At 66.4% G+C, this 19505-nt stretch carries 21 protein-coding genes; 11 read left to right on the top strand and 10 right to left on the bottom strand.

Features of this window, described 5'->3' with window-relative positions; genetic code table 11:
• Nucleotides 1-27: 27 nt before the first annotated feature.
• The 8 genes from Q7514_RS15025 (at nucleotide 28) to Q7514_RS14990 (ending at nucleotide 7965) form a co-directional block, all read left to right on the top strand.
• A complete protein-coding gene (locus Q7514_RS15025; RefSeq protein ID WP_330134072.1) occupies nucleotides 28-1575 on the top strand; it encodes a FadD3 family acyl-CoA ligase in 1548 nt (515 codons plus the stop codon).
• Nucleotides 1572-2441 (top strand): enoyl-CoA hydratase, encoded by an 870-nt coding sequence (locus tag Q7514_RS15020; protein WP_330134071.1) that lies wholly within the window; start codon nucleotides 1572-1574, stop codon nucleotides 2439-2441. The genes Q7514_RS15025 and Q7514_RS15020 overlap by 4 nt, the downstream gene beginning before the upstream one ends.
• Nucleotides 2441-3601: an acyl-CoA dehydrogenase family protein gene (locus Q7514_RS15015; protein ID WP_330134070.1), complete on the top strand. Its 1161-nt coding sequence runs from the start codon at nucleotides 2441-2443 to the stop codon at nucleotides 3599-3601. Before Q7514_RS15020 ends, Q7514_RS15015 begins: the two co-directional genes overlap by 1 nt.
• Nucleotides 3598-4572 (top strand): acyl-CoA dehydrogenase family protein, encoded by a 975-nt coding sequence (locus Q7514_RS15010; protein ID WP_330134069.1) that lies wholly within the window; start codon nucleotides 3598-3600, stop codon nucleotides 4570-4572. Before Q7514_RS15015 ends, Q7514_RS15010 begins: the two co-directional genes overlap by 4 nt.
• On the top strand, nucleotides 4569-5618 hold the full coding sequence (locus Q7514_RS15005; RefSeq protein WP_330134068.1) for an acyl-CoA dehydrogenase family protein: 1050 nt from the start codon (nucleotides 4569-4571) through the stop codon (nucleotides 5616-5618). The genes Q7514_RS15010 and Q7514_RS15005 overlap by 4 nt, the downstream gene beginning before the upstream one ends.
• 19 nt (nucleotides 5619-5637) lie before the next feature.
• Nucleotides 5638-6198: a P-loop NTPase family protein gene (locus Q7514_RS15000; RefSeq protein WP_330134067.1), complete on the top strand. Its 561-nt coding sequence runs from the start codon at nucleotides 5638-5640 to the stop codon at nucleotides 6196-6198.
• A 77-nt stretch (nucleotides 6199-6275) separates the two neighbouring features.
• Nucleotides 6276-7151: an aldo/keto reductase gene (locus tag Q7514_RS14995; protein ID WP_330134066.1), complete on the top strand. Its 876-nt coding sequence runs from the start codon at nucleotides 6276-6278 to the stop codon at nucleotides 7149-7151.
• 70 nt (nucleotides 7152-7221) lie between these two features.
• Entirely contained in the window at nucleotides 7222-7965 is a 744-nt protein-coding gene (locus tag Q7514_RS14990) for an acetoacetate decarboxylase family protein (protein WP_408016106.1), read from the top strand.
• Here the strand turns inward: Q7514_RS14990 and Q7514_RS14985 are convergent.
• Genes Q7514_RS14985 through Q7514_RS14975 form a run of 3 tightly spaced genes read right to left on the bottom strand, consistent with a single transcriptional unit; the run spans nucleotide 7934 to nucleotide 10081 of the window.
• Complete coding sequence (locus Q7514_RS14985) at nucleotides 7934-8617, bottom strand: GntR family transcriptional regulator (protein ID WP_330134064.1); 684 nt, start codon at nucleotides 8615-8617, stop codon at nucleotides 7934-7936. The two genes, Q7514_RS14990 and Q7514_RS14985, sit on opposite strands and share 32 nt — an antisense overlap.
• On the bottom strand, nucleotides 8604-9341 hold the full coding sequence (locus tag Q7514_RS14980) for a maleate cis-trans isomerase family protein (RefSeq protein ID WP_330134063.1): 738 nt from the start codon (nucleotides 9339-9341) through the stop codon (nucleotides 8604-8606). Before Q7514_RS14980 ends, Q7514_RS14985 begins: the two co-directional genes overlap by 14 nt.
• On the bottom strand, nucleotides 9341-10081 hold the full coding sequence (locus tag Q7514_RS14975; RefSeq protein WP_054715366.1) for a maleate cis-trans isomerase family protein: 741 nt from the start codon (nucleotides 10079-10081) through the stop codon (nucleotides 9341-9343). Before Q7514_RS14975 ends, Q7514_RS14980 begins: the two co-directional genes overlap by 1 nt.
• Nucleotides 10082-10161: 80 nt before the next feature.
• On the opposite strand from Q7514_RS14975, the gene Q7514_RS14970 reads away from it, so the two are divergent.
• The 3 genes from Q7514_RS14970 (at nucleotide 10162) to Q7514_RS14960 (ending at nucleotide 13449) form a co-directional block, all read left to right on the top strand.
• Nucleotides 10162-11136, top strand: coding sequence for a D-2-hydroxyacid dehydrogenase (locus Q7514_RS14970; protein WP_330134062.1), 975 nt, complete (start codon nucleotides 10162-10164; stop codon nucleotides 11134-11136).
• 43 nt (nucleotides 11137-11179) lie between these two features.
• Nucleotides 11180-12562, top strand: coding sequence for an amidase (locus Q7514_RS14965; protein ID WP_330134061.1), 1383 nt, complete (start codon nucleotides 11180-11182; stop codon nucleotides 12560-12562).
• 518 nt (nucleotides 12563-13080) lie between these two features.
• Nucleotides 13081-13449 (top strand): hypothetical protein, encoded by a 369-nt coding sequence (locus Q7514_RS14960; RefSeq protein ID WP_330134060.1) that lies wholly within the window; start codon nucleotides 13081-13083, stop codon nucleotides 13447-13449.
• Between the two features lie 168 nt (nucleotides 13450-13617).
• Here Q7514_RS14960 and Q7514_RS14955 read toward each other — a convergent pair whose 3' ends face one another.
• From Q7514_RS14955 to Q7514_RS14925, 7 genes are all read right to left on the bottom strand, one after another.
• Complete coding sequence (locus tag Q7514_RS14955) at nucleotides 13618-13929, bottom strand: hypothetical protein (protein WP_330134059.1); 312 nt, start codon at nucleotides 13927-13929, stop codon at nucleotides 13618-13620.
• Nucleotides 13930-13987: 58 nt separating this feature from the next.
• Complete coding sequence (locus Q7514_RS14950) at nucleotides 13988-14890, bottom strand: acyl-CoA thioesterase (RefSeq protein WP_330134058.1); 903 nt, start codon at nucleotides 14888-14890, stop codon at nucleotides 13988-13990.
• Between the two features lie 10 nt (nucleotides 14891-14900).
• Complete coding sequence (locus Q7514_RS14945; RefSeq protein WP_330134057.1) at nucleotides 14901-16055, bottom strand: acyl-CoA dehydrogenase family protein; 1155 nt, start codon at nucleotides 16053-16055, stop codon at nucleotides 14901-14903.
• A 38-nt stretch (nucleotides 16056-16093) separates the two neighbouring features.
• Complete coding sequence (locus tag Q7514_RS14940; protein WP_330134056.1) at nucleotides 16094-17605, bottom strand: AMP-binding protein; 1512 nt, start codon at nucleotides 17603-17605, stop codon at nucleotides 16094-16096.
• A 79-nt stretch (nucleotides 17606-17684) separates the two neighbouring features.
• Nucleotides 17685-18101, bottom strand: coding sequence for a MaoC/PaaZ C-terminal domain-containing protein (locus tag Q7514_RS14935; RefSeq protein ID WP_330134055.1), 417 nt, complete (start codon nucleotides 18099-18101; stop codon nucleotides 17685-17687).
• Nucleotides 18098-18520 carry an FAS1-like dehydratase domain-containing protein gene (locus Q7514_RS14930; protein WP_330134054.1) on the bottom strand — a complete coding sequence of 141 codons (423 nt, stop codon included), beginning with the start codon at nucleotides 18518-18520 and terminating at the stop codon, nucleotides 18098-18100. The genes Q7514_RS14935 and Q7514_RS14930 overlap by 4 nt, the downstream gene beginning before the upstream one ends.
• Nucleotides 18517-19419 (bottom strand): SDR family NAD(P)-dependent oxidoreductase, encoded by a 903-nt coding sequence (locus Q7514_RS14925; RefSeq protein ID WP_408016105.1) that lies wholly within the window; start codon nucleotides 19417-19419, stop codon nucleotides 18517-18519. The genes Q7514_RS14930 and Q7514_RS14925 overlap by 4 nt, the downstream gene beginning before the upstream one ends.
• Between the last annotated feature and the right edge of the window lie 86 nt (nucleotides 19420-19505).

The following is a 19505-nucleotide window of genomic DNA, read 5'->3' as shown; positions in this document are numbered from 1 at the left end:
CCAAGCAATTGCTAGGTAGGGAGCTCAGTGAACACACATCCGAGAACCACGCCGGCCGCCCTCGCCGACGCCGCCGACAACCGGCCGGACCGGCTCGCGATCGCCGACGGCGATACTCGACTGACCTTTGCACAAGTGCACGCGTATGTACGGGACTTCGCTGCAGCGCTCGTCGCCCGCGGCCTCGAACCCGGTGCGCGCGTCGCGATCTGGTCGCCGAACACGTACCACTGGGAAATCGCCGCTCTCGGTGTGCACTGGGCGGGTGGCGTCGTCGTTCCCATCAACACCCGCTACACCGGCAACGAAGCGGCCGACATCGTCGAACGCGTGAATGCCGCTGCGCTCGTCGTCGTGGGCGACTTCCTCGGCGCCGATCGCTACGCGCAGTTCCGCGAGGCCGCGCCGGATCTCACCGTGTCCACAGTCGTGCGGGTCCCGGTGAGCGGGAACGACACTCCGGCTCAGGGAGTCCTCGACTGGGACGACTTCCTCGCGGCCGCCACCGACACCTCCCGCACCGAGGCCGACGCCCGCGCCGCAGCCGTCGGGCCGGACGACATCGCCGATATCCTGTTCACCTCCGGCACCACGGGTAAGAGCAAAGGCGTACTCAGCGCGCAGCGGCAGACGATCGGAGTCGCGCAGGCATGGACCGAGTGCGCGGAACTGACCGCCGACGACAATTATCTGATCATCAACCCGTTCTTCCACACGTTCGGATACAAGGCCGGAATCGTGGCGGCCCTGCTGGCCGGCGCCACCGTGATTCCGATGGCGGTGTTCGACGTGGAGAAGGTCATGGCGATGGTCTCGGCCGAACGCATCAGCGTGCTTCCCGGCGCACCCACGATCTATCAGAACATCCTCGATCACCCCCGGCGCAGCGACTACGACCTGAGCAATCTGCGGCTCGCCGTCACCGGGGCGGCACCCGTCCCTGTCTCGCTCGTCGAACGCATGCAGAACGAGCTCAACTTCGACGCGGTGATCACCGCCTACGGTCAGACCGAAGCCGTGGTTGCGACGATGTGCCGCACCGACGACGACCCCGTCACCGTGTCGAACTCGTCCGGGCGCGCGACCGCCGACTTCGAGGTACGCATCGGAGACAACGACGAGATCCTGCTGCGCGGCCCGAACGTGATGCTCGGCTACCTCGACGACCCCGAAGCGACGGCGAAGACGATCGACGCCGACGGCTGGCTCCACACCGGCGATGTCGGCACCCTCGACGAACGCGGATACCTCGACATCACCGACCGGCTCAAGGACATGTACATCAGCAACGGATTCAACGTCTATCCCGCCGAGGTCGAGGCGGCGCTGCTGTCGATGCCCGGCGTGCACGAAGTCGCGGTGATCGGTGTCCCCGACGAACGCGCCGGAGAGGTCGGCCGGGCGTTCGTGGTCCCGCTGGACGGAAGCTCACCGACCGAAGACGACGTGATCGCGTATTCCAAAGAAAAGCTGGCCAACTTCAAACGGCCGAGGTCGGTGCGATTCGTCGATCACCTACCCCGCAACCCATCCGGCAAGGTCCTGAAGAACGTTCTGCGTGAGGAGAAGTCATGACCGTCCCATTCGAGCCCGATGTCGTCACCTACGAGGTGCGTGACGGCGTCGCCATCGTGACCCTGAACCGGCCGGACTACCGGAACGCGCAGAACTCGGTGATGACCTACGCCCTCGACGCCGCCTTCGAGAAGGCCACCTCGGACGACGAGGTGAAGGTGATCGTGCTCGCCGGCAACGGCAAGCACTTCTCCGCCGGCCACGACCTCGGCACTCCCGGTCGCGATCACCACGTGCACTACGACAACAAGGCCGTCATGTGGTGGGACCACGTCGACAAGCCGGGCGGCGACCAGCGGTATGCCCGCGAGATGGAGGTCTACCTCGGGATGTGCCGCCGCTGGCGGGAGATCCCCAAGCCGACCATCGCGATGGTTCAGGGCGCCTGCATCGCCGGTGGCCTCATGCTCGCGTGGGTGTGCGATCTCATCGTCGCCTCCGACGACGCGTTCTTCTCCGATCCCGTGGTGCGCATGGGCATCCCGGGTGTCGAGTACTTCGCGCACCCCTGGATCCTGGGCACCCGCTTCGCGAAGGAGATCCTCTACACCGGCGACCGCTTCACCGCGCAGCGTGCGTACGAGGTGGGGATGGTCAGCCGCGTCGTGTCGCGTGACGATCTCGAATCCGAGACCCTCGCTCTCGCCGGTCGCATCGCCGAGATGCCGCGCTTCGGCCTGGCCCTGACCAAGCGCGCCGTCAACCAGTGCGAAGACCAGATGGGTATGCGAAACGGCATGGACTCGGTCTTCGGTCTGCATCACTTCGCGCACTCGTACAACGCCGAGGTCGGCACCGACTCCCTCGGCGGCATGGACGCCAAGTCGATGGCTGCCAGCGCCCGCCCGGCCGAGGGGAGCAAGTAGTGGATCTCGCACTCGACGACGCCACCCTCGCATTCCGCGACGAGGTGCGCGCATTCCTCTCGGAGAACGTTCCGAAGACCCCGCTGAAGTCGATGGACACCGCCGAGGGCTTCGAAGAGCACCGGCAGTGGGAGGCCCTTCTCGCCGACGCGCGCCTGTCCGTCGTCTCGTGGCCCGAAGCGCTCGGCGGCCGCGACGCGACGCTCGAGCAGTGGGTCGTGTTCGAGGAGGAGTACTACCGATCGGGTGCGCCCGGTCGAGTGAGCCAGAACGGCATCTTCCTCCTCGCCCCCACCCTGTTCGAGCACGCGAAGCCCGAGCAGCTCGAACGCATCATGCCGCGCATGGCCCGTGCCGACGACATCTGGGCTCAGGCCTGGTCGGAACCGGAATCCGGCAGCGATCTCGCGTCGCTGCGCTCGACCGCCACCAAGGTCGACGGCGGCTGGCTGCTCAACGGGCAGAAGACGTGGAGCTCGCGAGCCTCGTTCGCCGACATGGGCTTCGGGCTGTTCCGCTCAGACCCGGAGGCACAGCGCCACAAGGGCATCACGTACTTCATGTTCGATCTGCGCGCCGACGGTGTCACCGTCCGCCCGATCGATCAGCTCGACGGCGAACCCGGCTTCGCAGAGATCTTCCTCGAGAACGTCTTCGTCCCCGACGACCCGTCGAATCCCGCCGAATCCGGCGTGATCGGTGAGGTCAACGCAGGATGGCGTGTCGCGATGAGCACCGCGTCGAACGAGCGTGGCCTGTCGCTGCGTGCGCCTGGCCGGTTTCTCGCCACCACCGACCGTCTGCTGCAGCAATACTCTCGGTCGCCGCTCCACGGTGACACAGCACTTCGGAACAAGGTCGCCGACGCGTGGATCGGTGCACGCGCCTACGAACTGTCGACGTGGGGCACGGTCACCCGGCTCACGAACGGCGGCCAACTCGGTGCCGAATCGTCGATCAACAAGGTCTTCTGGTCGGAATGGGACATCGCCGCGCACGAGACCGCCCTCGATCTCCAGGGCGCACATGCGGAGGTCGTGGACAACTGGACCGACGGCTACCTGTTCTCGCTGTCGGGACCGATCTACGCCGGTACCAACGAAATTCAGAAGAACGTCATCGCCGAGCGGTTGCTCGGCCTCCCGAAGGGCGACCGATGAGATTCGCACTCGATGAGTCCCACGAGGACTTCGCGTCGAGCATCGACGCGCTCCTCACCAAGTCCGACATGCCCACCGTCATCCGCGCATGGAACACCGGCGACACCGAACCCGGCCTGACGGTGTGGCAGCGCCTCGCCGAGACAGGCGTCAACGGACTGCTCGTCTCCGAGGAACACGACGGCCTCGGTGCCGATGCCGTCGATCTCGTCGTCGCGCTCGAGCAGCTAGGCCGTCACGCGGTGCCGGGTCCGGTCGTCGAAACCGTCGCGGTTGCGCCGGCCCTGCTTTCGGCCGTCGCGCCCGAGCGTCTCGCGGCGCTGGCTTCCGGGTCGCTCGCCACAGTCGCCGCGGCTCCGCACACGCCGTTCGCGGTCGACGCCGATTCCGTCGACCTCGTCCTGAACGTCGACGGAGACACCGTCTCCGCGGCCACCGCGGGCGAGCAACACTCATCGGTGGATCTCGCGCGTCGTCTGTTCGAGGTGTCGTCCGCCGAGACCCTGGGGTCCACCTCGTTCGAAGCCGCCTTCGACCTGGGCGCCCTCGCGACCGCCGCACAGTTGCAGGGACTCGGCCGGACACTGCTCGACACGTCCGTCGAATACGTGCAGCAGCGTAAGCAGTTCGGCCGCGTCATCGGTTCGTTCCAGGCGATCAAGCACCACCTCGCCGACGTCGCCGTGGCACTGGAGATGGCACGTCCTCTGCTCCACGGCGCAGCGCTCGCAGTGCGGGACGGTCTGCCTACCGCGTCGCGCGATGTGTCGGCCGCCAAGGTCGCATGCGGCGACGCCGCCTACCTCGCGGCACGTACCGCACTGCAGGTGCACGGCGCGATCGGGTACACGCAGGAATACGATCTGTCGCTGTGGATCACGAAGACACGCGCACTCGTCACCGCATGGGGTACACCCGATTTCCACCGCTCACGCGTGGTCGCGGCTCTGGAGAGCGGAGTGGCGTCGTGACGTTCGAAACCGAGGACCGCACGGCACTGCGAGAGTCGGTGCGCAGCCTGCTGGCGAAGCACTCCGACTCCGCCGCAGTCCGAAAGGCGATCACCACCCCCGACGGCTACGACCCGGATCTGTGGTCGCGGCTCGTCGAGCAGGTGGGGGTCGCGGCGCTCGCGATTCCCGAGGAGTACGACGGGGTCGGTGCGTCGTGGGCCGAAACTCATGTCGTGCTCGAAGAACTCGGTCGCACGCTGACTCCGTCGCCCTTCCTCGGCTCAGCGGTCCTCGCCGCGCAGACGGTGTTGCTGTCCGGCGACACCGACGCCGCGGCGCGGCTGCTGCCGAGCATCGCGGCCGGCGAGGTCGTCGCGGTGTGCTGGGCGTCGGAAGCGGGTTGGCATCGCCCCGGTGTGGTCGCCGACGGCGACGTGCTCACCGGCGCAGCGCACTACGTCCTCGGCGGCGACGTCGCATCCACGCTACTCGTGATCGCTGCCGACGGTGACGCGACAACGCTGTTCGAGGTGGATCCGACGGCCGACGGGGTAGTCCGTCGCAGGGTCCCGACGATGGACCCCACCCGCACGCTGGCGGAGGTGTCGTTCGCTGCGGTGTCCGCGCGCCGGTTGTCGTCGACCGACGATCTGGTGGAGCGACTGCGGACTGCCGCGGTGATCGCGGTCTCGGCCGAGCAGGTGGGCGCTGCGCAGGCAACACTGGATCTGACGGTCGAATACACGAAGAACCGCAAGCAGTTCGGGCGCGTCATCGGCTCGTTCCAGGCGCTCAAGCACCGCATGGCCGACATGTATGCGTTGGTCGAGACCGCCCGGTCGATGTCGTACGCGGCGGCGCTGTCGCAGGATCCGCAGGATGCCTACGCGTCGAAGATCTACTGCTCCGAGGCGTTCGAGCAGGTCGCGGCCGAAGCGGTGCAGCTCCACGGCGGCATTGCGATCACGTGGGAACACGACACACAGTTGTTCTTCAAGCGTGCGCACGGCACCGCGCAGCTGTTCGGGCAGCCGCGCGAATATCTGCTCGCAGTCTCTGCCTGAGCTGCGATAACCTCCGGCGGTGCCTCTCCTCGACTCGACGACACCGCCACCCGACCGTCCCTGCCGCATCGTTGTGGCGGGGACGTCGGGCTCCGGGAAGACCACGCTCTCCGCCCGCCTCGGCGACGCACTCGGTATCGAGCACATCGAGATCGACGGGTTGTATCACGGACCGAACTGGACGCCGCTGCCGTCGTTCGTCGCCGACGTCGAGGACTTCACCGCGAAGCCGCATTGGGTGACCGAGTGGCAATACACGGTGGTGCGACCGCTGCTCGCCGACCGCGCCGATCTGATGGTGTGGCTCGATCTCCCTCGCTCCGTCGTGATGCGACAGGTGATCCGCCGGACACTGCGACGCCGGATCCGCCACGAGGTGTTGTGGAACGGCAACGTCGAACCGCCGCTGCACACCATCTTCACCGACCGCACGCACATCATCCGCTGGTCGTGGTCGACGTACGGGCTCTTCCCGAAGCGCATCCGCGAAGTGCTCGAGCGGCGTCCCGAACTGCCGGTCGTACGGCTGACGAGCAGGTCCGACGTCGATCGGTGGGCCGGGCAGCTCCGCTTGTTGTGAGCGAACGGTACATTCGTCTCGATCACGCGATCGGCTGTGCCATTCGCTCACAACGGGGAGGCGTTAACCTCGAACGTATGACGACTCCCGATATCACGCTGAACTCTGGAACCACCATCCCGCAGCTCGGCCTGGGCGTCTGGCAGGCCACGAACGATGAGACCGAGCACGCCGTCCGATTCGCAATCGACGAAGCCGGCTACCGACACATCGACACCGCCGCCGCGTACGGAAACGAGGAGGGCGTGGGCCGCGCGCTCGCGGGCACCTCGGTTCCGCGCGAGGACATCTTCGTCACCACCAAGCTCTGGAACTCCGACCAGGGATACGAATCTGCGCTGAAGGCCTTCGACACGAGCCTCGCGAAATTGGGCACCGATTACATCGACCTGTATCTGATCCACTGGCCGCTCCAGGACAACGATCGTCTGCTGCGCACGTGGGATGCCCTGGAGAAGATCGCCGAATCCGGCCGGGCGAAGGCCGTGGGTGTGTGCAACTTCGAGCCGCACCACCTGCAGTTGCTCGTCGACCGTGGTGGGCTTCTGCCGGCCGTCGACCAGGTGGAGCTGCACCCGAACCTTCCTCAGCATGCGATCCGCTCGGCTGCCGCTGAACACGGCATCGCGGTCGAGTCGTGGAGTCCGCTCGGCGGCACCAGCAACGCCGGTTGGGGACCGAATTCGAAGCCCAACACCCTGCTCACCGACCCCGTCATCGACCGGATCGCCGATCGTCACAGCAAAAGCGCGGCGCAGGTGCTGATTCGGTGGCATCTGCAGAACGGTCTGATCGTGATCCCGAAGTCGGTGCACGACGCGCGCATCGCCCAGAACATCGACGTGTTCGATTTCGAACTGTCCGACCTCGATCTCAGCGAGATCGACACCCTCGACAACGGCAATCGCGTGGGCGCGCATCCGGACGAAATGAACATCGGCGCGCCCAGCTGACCGCTCTACCCACGCTCCCTTCCACTGGCGACTAGAACGTGTTCTCATTGCTGGTATGAGTGATGTTCACATGGTGCTGGGCACTCCCATCGGCATGCCCGTGCAGGTGCGCACGGCGACGGCGTTCATGGCCGTCTTCTCCGTCCCCGTCTCCCCCACTCAGGCGCTGATCGCCCACACCGGACTCGAACTCCTGCAGTACCGCCCCGGCCGTGGATTGTGCACACTCGTGTTCGTCGACTACGTGGACGGTGACCTCGGGCCCTACAACGAGTTCGGGGTCTGCTTCCTCGTCCGCGACCACGCCCGGCGCGGTGGCGGCGTGCCGCAGGATCTGCGCGACCTCGCGACCGGAGGCGCGGGCGCGCTGATCCATCAGTTGCCGGTCGACGGAGAATTCACGCGCGCGGCGGGTCGGGGCATCTGGGGGTTCCCGAAGGTCCTGGCCGATTTCGACACCGACCACAGCAGCGCCACCAAGCGAGGAACTGTGAGCTGCGACGGCGCGCTGATCGCAGAGCTGTCGGTGGCTCCCGGCCTGCCCGTGCCCGGCAAGGGCATCGCCGCGTCGCTGGCCGCATACTCGCACCTCGACGACGTCACGCGTCGCACCACATGGGACATGAACCCCAGCGGAGTCCGCACCCGGACGGGTGGGGCAACTCTGCGGCTCGGTACCCATCCGATCGCCGAGGAACTACACCGCCTGGGTCTGCCGCGACGCGCGCTGGTCACGTCGTCGATCCCCGATCTGAGAATGACCTTCGGCAGCGCCGAGGCCGTTACTCCTGGCCCCCGAGACCCTGATCTCTGAGCCGATCGACGGTGTCGTGCAGGTGCTCGCCGAGAAGCTTGCGCACCACGTCGGGTTCGGCGGTGCGGATCGCCTCGCGCAGTGCGACGTGCTCGTCGACCTGCACGTGCAGATCCGGATAGGTCGTGTGCAGCGCCCCGAGGCACATACGGGTTTCGACGAGTAGCGTGCGCGCCGACCGGATCAGCCGCGGGCTGGATGCACCGGCGACGAGGATCTCGTGGAACATCTGGTCGCCGTCGGAGACACCGCCGGCGTCGCCCCTGTCCGCAGCCACGCGCATCGCATCGATCGCAGTCCCGAGATCCTGCCACGTCTGCTCACGGCGCCCGTCGAGCACGAGGTCGAGTGCACCGCCCTCGATGACACGGCGATTGTTGTAGATGTCGACGACGTCGTCGAAGGTCAGTTCGGTGACGAAGATCCCGCGGTTGCGGATGCTGTAGAGCAGACCTTCGGAGACGAGGCGTTGCATGGCCTCGCGCAGCGGTCCTCGCGACACGGCGAAACGTGTCGCGAGGTCGGCTTCTCCGAGCTGCGCGCCCGGTTCGATGGCGCCGCGGACGATGGCCGACCGCAGTTGATCAGCGATCAGTTCCGCCGTCGACGGTTGAGCCACGGGTTGGAGATCCCCGAGATCACCGAGTGTCATGATCGACACCTTCCTCGAACAGTGTGCCCAGTTCCGGGCGTCCTAGGTTATATCCCGCGAGCCGGAGGCCTTCCCACACCGTCACCTGATTGGCGGTGAGAACCGGCTTGCCGACGTGCGTTTCGATGTCCCGCAGGAAGCGCAGCGTATGCATGGCGGTGTCGGGCACGAGGAGCACCTGCGCATCGGGGTGATCGTTGGCAGCGGCGAGGTCGAGCACCTCACCGGAGGTGAGGGTGCCTACCTGGGCTGCAGTCTCGATGCCGGCACCGGTGAACGAGACGACGTCGATGCCGGCGACGCGCAGGAACTCGACGAAGAGCTCGCTCACGTCGCGCGGGTAGCTTGCGGCGACCGCGACGCGGGTTGCGCCGAGCGCACGCAACGCTTCGACGAATGCGAAGCTCGTGCTCGACGCAGGGATGCCACCTGCCGACGCCGACAGCTGCTCGACCTGGTTGCGCGCACCGTCCGGCCCGTACACGAAGCTCCCGGACGTGCACGCCCACACGACGACGTCCGGCGACTCCGCCTCGAGCTTCGCCGCCCCGGCGGCGAGCTTCTCGGGGCTGCCCAGGTCGAGCAGCTCGGGGACCGCATGCAAGTCGGTTCCGTAGATGTGGGCGACGGGAATCCGGACGCCGAGAAGCTCCGCGGCGAACGGGTAGTCGTCCTCAGCGGCGTGGTCGGGATAGATGATGCCGACCGTCGGGCAGCTGACCATCAGAAGACACCTCTCAACCACTGGCCGGGTCCCGTCATCGGCAGCCTCATCCGGCCGAGACACGCCCAGATCGTGAGCTGATTGGCCGTGAGCACCGGTTTGCCCAGTTCACGTTCCAGCGGTGCGATCAGGTCGTAGGTCGGAAGGTTGGTGCAGCTGACGAAAACGGCTTCGGATTCGGGGGTATCGGCGCCGATGATGCGCTCGGCGATGGTGCGGTAGTTGACCTTCCAGATGCCGCCACCGAGCCCGAGGTGTTCGGAACGCAGAACCTCGGTTCCCGCTTCGGCGAGAAAATCTCGCAGGAGCAGCGTCAGCTCCTCGTCGTACGGGGTGAGCACCGAGATCCTGGTCAGGCCCAGTTCGCGGAGCGCTTCGAGCAGCGCCCCCGAAGTCGTCACCGCCTCGGGTGCCCCGGCCTCACAGATCGCGTCGCACAGGGTCTTCTCGTACGCCACGCCTTTGACGAAGGACCCGGAACTGCAGAGATAGGCGACCACCTCGGGCTCGACCTGCAGGATGTCGCGGGTTGCGGCCATGAGGTGACGACGATCGGAGACGAGTTCGGCCATCGCCCTGCTCACCGCGACGGGCTCGAAGGGTGTGCGCGCGAGGTGCAGGCTCACTTCGAGTGGAGCCCAGCGCCACAACTCGCGTTCGAGCGCGAGGTCGAACGGTGCGATGATGCCGATGCCTCGCTGTGCGAGGGGTCCCTCGAATTCGGGGATGTTCAATTCCATAGGGCCCTCTGCTTCTACCCGAAGACACCACCATACGAGGATTGTTGACAATAATACGATGCCCTCATACGGTGTCAAACGTGACAGCGAACCCGGTAGTAGCGGTACTGCATGCCGAGACCGTGCCCGACACGACACTCCTGGCCCCGGTGGCCGAACACGCCGAGATCCGCTACACCGACAGCGACGGCCTCGCCACCGCCCTCGAGGGCGCCGACGTGCTGTTCGTCTACGACTTCCTCACCGATGCACTCCCCCACGCGTGGCACGCTGCCGAGTCGCTGCGGTGGGTCCACGCGGCAGCCGCGGGCGTGGACCCCATCATGTTCCCGGCCCTACGCGACAGTGACGTCATCGTCACGAATTCCCGTGGGGTTTTCGATCAACCCATCGCCGAATACGTCCTGGCACAGATTCTCTCGTTCGCGAAAGATCTCCCCGAGTCGTTGCGACTCCAGCGCGAGCACACGTGGCGACACCGCGAATCCGAGCGCATCGCCGGACGAACCGCCCTCGTCGTCGGGACCGGCCCCATCGGCCGCGCGATCGCACGCCTGCTCACCGCAGTCGGCATGAAGGTCCGAGGGTCGGGACGACGCGCACGCGACGACGACCCCGATTTCGGCATCGTGACCGCCACCGAAGACCTGCCCGAAGAACTCTCCGGCGCCGACTTCGTGGTCGTCGCCGCTCCACTCACCGAGCAGACGCGCGGCATGTTCGACACGGCATTGTTCCGCGCGATGAAACCGAGTGCGCGGTTCGTCAACATCGGACGCGGCGACCTCGTCCGCACCGACAACCTGGTCGAGGCCCTGCGTTCCGGCGAGATTGCCGGCGCCGCACTCGACGTCGTCGACACCGAACCGCTCCCGCAGGAACACCCGCTGTGGGATATTCCGAATGTCATGATCACACCGCACAATTCCGGCGACTTCCGCGGATGGAGAGATGCGCTGGTCGATGTGTTCGTCGACAACTTCCAGCGGTGGCGTTCCGGCGGCGAGCTCGAGAATGTCGTGGACAAGCGCCTCGGCTACGTGCCGAGTACCTGAGCCTGACGCCCGGGAGCGGGCCCGAACACCAGGGAGGCAACACATGAAGCCCACCGACATGACCGCCGTCGAAATGGTGACTGCCTTCTCCGCGGGTGAGCTGTCCCCGGTCGAGGCCACCCGGGCAGTACTCGACGACATCGCCGAGCGCGACCGCACCATCAACGCGTTCTGCCTCGTCGACGAGGAACGGGCGCTGGAACAGGCTCGCCGATCCGAGGAACGTTGGCGCACCGGATACGCAAAGGGACTGCTCGACGGGGTACCCATCTCGATCAAGGACATCTTCCTGACGAAGGACTGGCCGACACTGCGCGGTTCGCAGGCCGTCGACCCCGATCAAGCATGGGACGTCGACAGTCCCGCCGTCGCACGCCTGCGCGAGGACGGAATGGTGTTCGTCGGCAAGACCACCACGCCGGAGATCGCATGGAAGGCCGTGACCGACTCGGCACTGTACGGAATCACCCGCAACCCTCTCGACACCACGAAGACGGCGGGCGGATCGTCCGGCGGGAGCGCCGCCGCTGTCGCCGCCGGCTTCGGCCCCTGCTCGATAGGCACCGACGGGGGCGGAAGCATCCGCATCCCCGCGGCGTTCTGCGGTGTCGTCGGATTCAAACCGACGCACGGACGGATTCCGCTGTTCCCCGCGAGCCCGTTCGGTCCGCTCGCACACGCCGGGCCGATCACCCGAACCGTCGAGGACGCCGCCCTGCTCCTCGACATCCTGGCGCTGCCCGACCCCCGCGACCCTACTGCGCTCGCACCTCCCGTCATGACGTTCCGCGGAGCATTGGATCGTGAGGTCGTCGGTCTCGGTGTCGCGTACTCGAAAACACTCGGCTACGTCTCGGTCGACCCCGAGGTCGGCGACATCGTCGACCGCGCGGTGCGCAGGCTCGCCGATGCCGGACTGGCCGTCACCGACGCCGATCCCGGATTCGACGACCCGCTCGAGGCATTCGACGTGCTGTGGGCATCCGGCGCCGCCGCGATGCTGAAGAACTTCCCCGACGGCACCCGAGACAAGGTCGACCCCGGTCTCGGTCGAGTGTGGGAGCGCGGCGAAAAACTCAGCGCCGTCGAATATCTCGATGCGCGTGCCGTCGCCGCTGCCGTGGGTATCACCATGGGCACGTTCCACATGACCCACAACGTGCTGCTGACTCCCGCGGTGCCGATCACCGCGTTCGAGGCAGGCCACGACGTGCCGCCCGGGTCGTCGGCAACCACCTGGCCGCAGTGGACGCCGTTCAGCTACCCGTTCAACCTCTCTCAACAGCCGGCGATCAGTATTCCTGCGGGGACGACGGCGGCGGGGCTTCCCGTCGGACTCCAGATCGTGGGGCCGCGGCACTCGGACGACCTGGTCCTCGCAGTCGCACGGTTCGCGGAGTATGTGCTGGCCGATCAGAAGGGTTGAAACGGCGGCATTCGAGCTGCCCGAATACTTGCGCACCGTCGGCCAACGCTGCGATACACAGTCGAATATTCCACCCGCGCCCGCCTCCCCCTCAGAAGCGGGCACCTCGAAACTGGTCTCGAGGGAAGAATCGAGTTCGACGGCACTGCGGCCGGCCAAGCCTGGAGCCCGCCTTCGCGGGTGCGCCAGGTCAGTGCCACACGATCGCGCCGAAGCGCTGCCCGTTACCTACCCGCTTGGCGCGTAGTCGCAGGCTACGGGGTCTGAATTGCGACAGCTGTTGTGGACATCGTTTGGCGCGGACGGGCCGTCCGACGACGCACGACCACGTTCGTGGGCAGGACGATGCAGGTGAGACAAGTGACGTCTTCGACATGGACTCGAGCATCGGTCGCTGACACCAATCCGCTGCACCTGGTCAGCCCTGATGGCGGACGGTCCAGTGGCCCGAACTCACAGGGTCCTCACAGGGTTCCTGTGGACAATTGCAGGCAAGGGGCGACGGAGGAGGAGTGACGATGATCAGCGCACACCACGAACAGTCCGCCTGGATCGGAGGGAACGGTGCTATGCGAGCCGTCGATTTCCGTCCCCCGTTCGGCTATCTGGTCCCGACGGGGCAGCTCGTCCATGACGCCGCACTCGACGAAGATGTCGAGGTACTCACGAAAGCATTCCTGAACATCGCGACCGAGCGCCGATTGCTCCGACCCTGCCAGTATGTGCTTGTCCGTCAGGTCGGCCCGCGGCGGTGGTTCGACATCGTAGATTGGTTCGGGGACCTCAACGAGGCGCTCGATCATGCCGACCGGCGCGGGCAACCGACCGTGTTCGACTGCGAGGCCGGAGCGGAAGTTCCCAGCGCCTGGAGTCGGGTGGCGGGCTGAACGTTCGACGTGTCCCGCCCCGAGCTTGTTGAGGCTGAGCGGGTATTCAATTTCCAGGCCGCAGAGGTGGCCGGCGGTTGGGCGTAGGACACGTAGAGAGAAACCGTCGTCGACGGAGTACATCCCGTCCGAAGCGACCCCTTTGTCGGGAGCACGATAGTGCGTCCATCATCGGCGCTCGGCAAGACGAGTGGATGCAGATTCGAGAACCGTTGGCAGAGAACGCCAATAGCTAGATTGTGTCAATTGAACTACCGCGCTGGGCGGGTCGGTGGAGAACCCGAATCGTGTCGCCATCAGCGCACCGGCCGCGAGGAAGGTCTCCAACGGCACCCCGATGATCTGACCGCCGGCGTAAGCGGCGGTGCCGCGCGCGATTGCCCGTCCGCGTTCGCATGGCGTTGCCGTTTCGGCAAGGTACGCCCACATGGCGGGCCCGACGAGAGCGCCACCGAACCCGCCGCCACGGCGTGCGGGCATCGGTCGAGACTTCTCCTCGCACCGGAGGGTGCGTCGTCGAGGCATCCACCCGGCCCGGTCAACCGAGCGCCACGTCGGCCAGCACAGACCTGTCTGCCGTCGGTGTCGTACGTCGTTCACGGAGGAGCACTTCCTGGGTGACCGTGGCCACCAAAGCGCCTTCGCGTGTCCAGAATTCGCCAGTTGTCAGACCTCGGCCATCCCCGGAGGTGCGGCTGTGGTGGACGTACAGCAGCCAGTCGTCCGCGCGGCACTGTCGGTGGAACCACATGGCGTGGTCGATCGAGGCGAGAAACAACCTCTGCGCAGGGTTTCCACCGCCGAGCGCATCGAGATGACCGAGGGCAGCGGTGCGTCCGAGAGTCAGATCGGAACAGAACGACAGGGCCGCGGAATGCAGTGCAGGATCGTCGGACAAGCGGCCGGAGAACCGGATCCACATCCGCCGGGCACGGCTGCCGTACTGGTCCGCGTCGTCATCGGCCGCATCACCATCCACCGGACGCACCTGAACGACCTGCCGAATTGCCGACGACGGGGTGATGCCGGACCAGAGCCGGTCGACGGCCTCCCCTCGATCCGGGAGTGACTCCGGTGCCGGGGTGGGAGGCATGGCGACGTGACGGTCGGGCCCGGGCTCGGGCCGTTTGAACGAGGCGGTCAGCGTGAGCAGTTCCTCGGTGCCCTGGAGCGCGGTGACCTCCCGCAGCGTGTAGGTGCCGCCGTCCCGCACCGTGCGCACTCGATAGCGCACTTTCTCATCGGGACGGCCCATGGCCAGGAAGTAGGCATGGAGCGAGTGCACGTGCCAGGCCGGTGCGACGGTGCGGTGCGCCGCCAGCAGGGCATGGGCAACGGTGAGCCCTCCGAACGCGCGGTCGGGCTTACCCGCACAGCAGATTCCGCTGAACTCGTGCGTCGCACCGGAAGCGCACGCGTCGAGGCGCAACAAATCGTGCATTTGCATTCTCCTACCGGCTCAGAGACTTCGCAATGATCGTCTTCATGACCTCGTTGGTGCCGCCGTAGATTCGCGAGACCCTCGTGTCCGCGTACAGCCGCGCGATCGGGTACTCGAGGATGTAGCCGTACCCGCCGTGTAGTTGCAGGCACTTGTCGATCACCCGGCCGGCCATCTCGGTGCAGTGCAGCTTGCAGATCGCGGCGTCGACCGCAGACAGCTCGCTCGTCTCCTCGAGGAGCACGGCGTGGTCGACGAGGGCCTGGGCTGCTGCGAGCTCCGCTACGCACTCGGCGAGCACGAACTTGGTGTTCTGGAAACTTGCCACCGGCTTGCCGAAGACCTGGCGCTCGTGGGTGTAGGAGTTCGCGTGTGCGATGGCCGCAGCGGCGGTGGCGCACCCCCCTGCCGCCATCGCGAGACGTTCTCGCGGCAGGTTCCGTCCGAGATAGTCGAAGGCTGCGCCCTCGGTGCCAAGGAGGTCTCCGACCGGCACTCGGACATCGGTGAACGAGACTTCGCAGGTGTCGCTGAACTTCAGGCCGATCTTGTCGAGCCGGCGGCCCACCTCGAAACCTGGTGTGGTGGTGTCCAGGACAAACAGCGACAGCCCACCCCGGCGGTCCGCTCCCGGCTCACCTGTGCGTGCCGCCACGATCATATGGGTGGCCTGGGATGCGTTGGTGATGAACGTTTTCGCGCCGTTGAGGACGTAATGGTCACCGTCCGGCGAGAACGTCGCGGTGGTACGGATGGCGGCGAGGTCCGATCCGGTTCCCGGTTCGGTCATGGCCACCGACAGCACCGCCTCACCTCGCGCACACAGCGGCAGCCAGCGTGCGCGCTGTTCCTCGTTTGCGAGCATCAGTAGGTAGGGCAGTACGATCCCGGAACTTGCCTGGTAGTTGCCCAGGGAGACGCCGGCCAGGGCGGCTTCCTCTCCGATGACCATCAGATAGCGATAGCTTGTCGGCCCCGCCCCGCCGTACTGCTCGGGAATGTCGAACCCTGTGACCCCGATGTCGCCGAGCTTCCGGAAGAACTCGCGCGGCGCGTATCCCTGCTCCTCCCACTTCGGGAACTCCGACACCACCTCTTTGCGGAGGAAGCTACGGAACATTTCACGGAAGGCGTCGTGCTGATCGTCGAAAATGGTGCGTTTCATGGGGTTCTCCTCGTCCTGCCGACGGCGCAGTGAATGGTCTAGGTGTAGAGCCGGCGCATGAACCGCTTGTCGGTCTTGCCGGTGGCGGTGGTGGCCAGCGCGTCGACGAAGTCGACGGTGCGCGGTGCCTTGTATCCCGCGATCTGCGCCTTGACATGGCCGCGGATTTCCTCGGCCGTCGCGACCCCGCCCGGCGCGAGCACGACGACGGCGTGCACCCGTTCGCCCCAACGAGTGTCGGGCAGCCCGATGACGGCGCAGCGCAGCACCGCCGGGTGGTTGGCGATCACGTCCTCGACCTCGGCCGAGTACACGTTCTCACCACCGGTGATGATCATGTCCTTGGCGCGGTCGACGATGTAGATGTAGCCGTCGTCGTCCATGTAACCGAGGTCCCCGGTGTGCAGCCAACCGCCACGCAGGGCGGCGGCTGTCTCCTCGGGGTTGTTCCAGTACCCGAGCATGACGTGCTCGCCGCGAGTGACGATCTCGCCGACCGTGCCACGTGGAGCTTCCTCGCCGTCGTCACCCATGACGAGGACTTCGGCGTGCAGGGACGCGCGCCCTGCCGAGCGCAGACGGGCCCCACCGGCTCGGTGGTCCGCGCCGAGCAATGACACGATCACAGCGGTCTCCGTCATGCCGTAGCCCTGAACGAAGTTCGCATTGGGGAAGGCCGCCATGGCGTGGTCCAGGATCGCCGCGGGCATCGGCGCCGCCCCGTACACGATCGACCTGACGCTGGTGACGTCCGTGTCCGGGAACGCCTGATGGTTGTAGAGCAGCTGCAGCATGCTGGGGATCGAGGTCATCGTGTTGATCGCGCGGTCGGCGATCAGACCGAGTACCTCGTCCGGATCGAAGCGGTTCGCGAACACGAGCGTGCCGCCCACCACGGTCTGCGCCAGCATCCCGAGCAGCGCCGCGATGTGGAACAGCGGGGCCATCACCAGCGCGGAACCGCCCGGCTCGCAGGAACGGGCGTAGCCCGTGCTGGACAGGATCGAGATCGTCAGGCTGCGGTGTGAGTGCATGACCGCCTTGGGCCTGCCGGTGGTGCCGCCCGAGTAGATCAATGCTGCCAGCGTGTCACCGCCGGCCCGCACGTCCGCGACGACCGGCCCCGCCGCGATCAGATCTTCGTAACTCGCCATTTCCGCAGGCGCCGGACCGTCCCCCAGGTAGACCGTCGAAGTCTCGGCGTCGAGGCCACCGACCAGCGGCAAGCACTCCTCGTCCACGAGGATGCACCTGGCGCCCACACCTGACACGGCGTCAGCGACCTCTACCGCGGACCAGTTCCGGTTGATCAGGGTGGCGACCGCTCCGAGCCACCACGTCGTCATCAGTGCTTCGAAGTAGCGGTCCGAGTTGAAGGCCACGATGACCACTCGGTCACCGGGTCCGACGCCGAGTTCCCGCAACGCCCCCGCGAGCCGGGCCACATTGTGCGCGATCTGCGGTGCGGTGCGCTCACGAGTGCCAGACACGGTCAGCGGTTGGTGTGGTTGCTGCTGGACTGCCCTGTGCAGGGGTTGCGTCAAGTGCATTGGCTCGCGTGCTCCTCAGGTCGGATGGTTGGTGGAGTTCCGGGGTGCGCCGGATCGGTCGGCGCCCCCGGATACCACGTCAGTTGAGCAAGAATTCCGCGTCGCCCACCAAGGCGACCACGCCGTTCTGGCGGGTGCAGGTGACCTCGAGGACAGCCCGTCGGCCGTCGGCCGCGTCGAGGATGTCGGTGACGGTCGCCGAGCACGTCAGCTCGTCGCCGGGCCAGACCTTGTCGGCGAAACGGATCTTGAAGCGACGGAGATTCTCCACGCCCATCCAGTCGGTCACGTAGCTGGCCAGCATGCCCGCCTGCAGCATGCCGACGGAGAATACGGACGGGAATCCTGTTTCGCGGGCGAAGACGTCGTCGTGGTGCAGCGGGTGGAAGTCGCCCGAGGCGCCCTGGTACTTGACGAAGTCGGTCCGGGTCAGCGGACCGTAGGTCTTGGGCTCCGCCTGCTGTCCGACGGTAACTGCGGCGGTCGTGGTCGTCATTTGCCCTCCTCGCTTCCGCCGGTGGTGGCGGTCTGGATGATGGTGCTGTTCTGGGTGGCGACCAGCTGCCCCGTTTCGTCGCGGAACTCGGTGATCATCTTCGCGAAGGTCATGACACCGCCACGCTTGCCTGGCTTGTCGAACGTGTCACCGATGCGGGTTTCGGCGGTCAGTGTCTGGCCCGCTCGCGGGAGCGGTCCGTGGAAGATGTATTCCTCCTCGCCGTGCAGGATGCGGCGACGGTCGAATCCGAGCTTGCGGAAACCCGACTGCTCCTGGGGCTCCCAGATCATCCGGCCACTCGTCAGCATCGTGGGCGGGATGACGGCGTCGCGGCCGGCGTGTGCCTGCGGATCGGCGTGCACGGCCCGCGCAAACTCCTGGACCTTGCTGTAGTCGATGGGGAATTCGTAGCTCACTTGGTCTCTCCTCGAACGGCCGGGATGCCCGCGCGCTTGGTTTCGACGGACTTGGGGAACGACTCGGCACCGAGCACGTCGACCAGCTCGGAGACGCTCCACTGCCGATCGTCGCGGACCTCGGCGGCGATCGAGTAACCGCTGTACAGGCCGACATAGCCGCCGTACACGCCGAAGACCTGACCGTTGAACGCGCACTGCTCACTCGACAGGTAGGCGACCAACGGTGAGCAGTTCGCCGGGTTGTAGCGGTCGAACACGGCCGCGTCCACCGGCTCGCCGACGAGATCCTTGATGCCGGGGGTGGCCTTGACCGGCTCGGTACGGGCGACCGGCGCGATCGCGTTCGCCTTGACGCCGAAGCGCTCGAGTTCACGCGAGGCGTTGACGGCCTGGATCGCCAGGCCCGCTTTGGACGCCGAGTAGTTCCACTGACCGAAGTTGCCGTGCAGGCCGGACCCTGAGCTGGTGTTGACGATCGTGCGGACCGCCTGATTACCGGCCTTCGCCTGTGCGCGCCAGTGGATCGCGGCGGCGCGGGTGACCGAGAAGGCACCTTTGAGGTGCACCGCCACCACGGAGTCGAACTCGTCCTCTGTCATGTTCCACAGCATCGCGTCGCGGATGATGCCGGCGTTGTTGATGACCGAGTGGAGATCGCCGAAGGTGGACACTGCTACCTCGGTGAGCTTTTCACCGACCGCGAGGTCGGCGACGGAGCCTTCGACCGCAACGGCTGCGCCGCCGGCAGCGATGATTTCGTCCACCGTATCCTGTGCACCCCGCATGTCGTTGACGACGATCTCGGCACCCTCGGCAGCCATCAGCAATGCGTGTTCGCGTCCGATTCCGGCGCCGGCGCCGGTGACGATCGCAACGCGTCCGTCCAGTTGACCCATCATGTGTGTCCTCACTTGATCATCGGCAATGTGTGTTGCCTGAAAGCCGGTGTTGTTGAACGTGTTGAAGAATCAGTGCGAGCGAT

This window comes from Rhodococcus artemisiae (assembly GCF_036327795.1).
GTDB classification, from domain to species: domain Bacteria; phylum Actinomycetota; class Actinomycetes; order Mycobacteriales; family Mycobacteriaceae; genus Rhodococcus; species Rhodococcus artemisiae.
This window is presented reverse-complemented; position numbering and strand designations above follow the sequence as displayed.

Bases quoted from the DNA above. Each gene is read 5' to 3' on its own strand.
- Q7514_RS15020 (WP_330134071.1), top strand. From the start codon at position 1,572: ATGACCGTCCCATTCGAGCCCGATGTCGTCACCTACGAGGTGCGTGAC.
- Q7514_RS15010 (WP_330134069.1), top strand. From the start codon at position 3,598: ATGAGATTCGCACTCGATGAGTCCCACGAGGACTTCGCGTCGAGCATC.
- Q7514_RS14995 (WP_330134066.1), top strand. From the start codon at position 6,276: ATGACGACTCCCGATATCACGCTGAACTCTGGAACCACCATCCCGCAG.
- Q7514_RS14990 (WP_408016106.1), top strand. From the start codon at position 7,222: ATGGTGCTGGGCACTCCCATCGGCATGCCCGTGCAGGTGCGCACGGCG.
- Q7514_RS14985 (WP_330134064.1), bottom strand. From the start codon at position 8,617: ATGACACTCGGTGATCTCGGGGATCTCCAACCCGTGGCTCAACCGTCG.
- Q7514_RS14980 (WP_330134063.1), bottom strand. From the start codon at position 9,341: ATGGTCAGCTGCCCGACGGTCGGCATCATCTATCCCGACCACGCCGCT.
- Q7514_RS14975 (WP_054715366.1), bottom strand. From the start codon at position 10,081: ATGGAATTGAACATCCCCGAATTCGAGGGACCCCTCGCACAGCGAGGC.
- Q7514_RS14965 (WP_330134061.1), top strand. From the start codon at position 11,180: ATGAAGCCCACCGACATGACCGCCGTCGAAATGGTGACTGCCTTCTCC.
- Q7514_RS14960 (WP_330134060.1), top strand. From the start codon at position 13,081: ATGATCAGCGCACACCACGAACAGTCCGCCTGGATCGGAGGGAACGGT.
- Q7514_RS14955 (WP_330134059.1), bottom strand. From the start codon at position 13,929: ATGCCCGCACGCCGTGGCGGCGGGTTCGGTGGCGCTCTCGTCGGGCCC.
- Q7514_RS14950 (WP_330134058.1), bottom strand. From the start codon at position 14,890: ATGCACGATTTGTTGCGCCTCGACGCGTGCGCTTCCGGTGCGACGCAC.
- Q7514_RS14945 (WP_330134057.1), bottom strand. From the start codon at position 16,055: ATGAAACGCACCATTTTCGACGATCAGCACGACGCCTTCCGTGAAATG.
- Q7514_RS14940 (WP_330134056.1), bottom strand. From the start codon at position 17,605: ATGCACTTGACGCAACCCCTGCACAGGGCAGTCCAGCAGCAACCACAC.
- Q7514_RS14935 (WP_330134055.1), bottom strand. From the start codon at position 18,101: ATGACGACCACGACCGCCGCAGTTACCGTCGGACAGCAGGCGGAGCCC.
- Q7514_RS14925 (WP_408016105.1), bottom strand. From the start codon at position 19,419: ATGGGTCAACTGGACGGACGCGTTGCGATCGTCACCGGCGCCGGCGCC.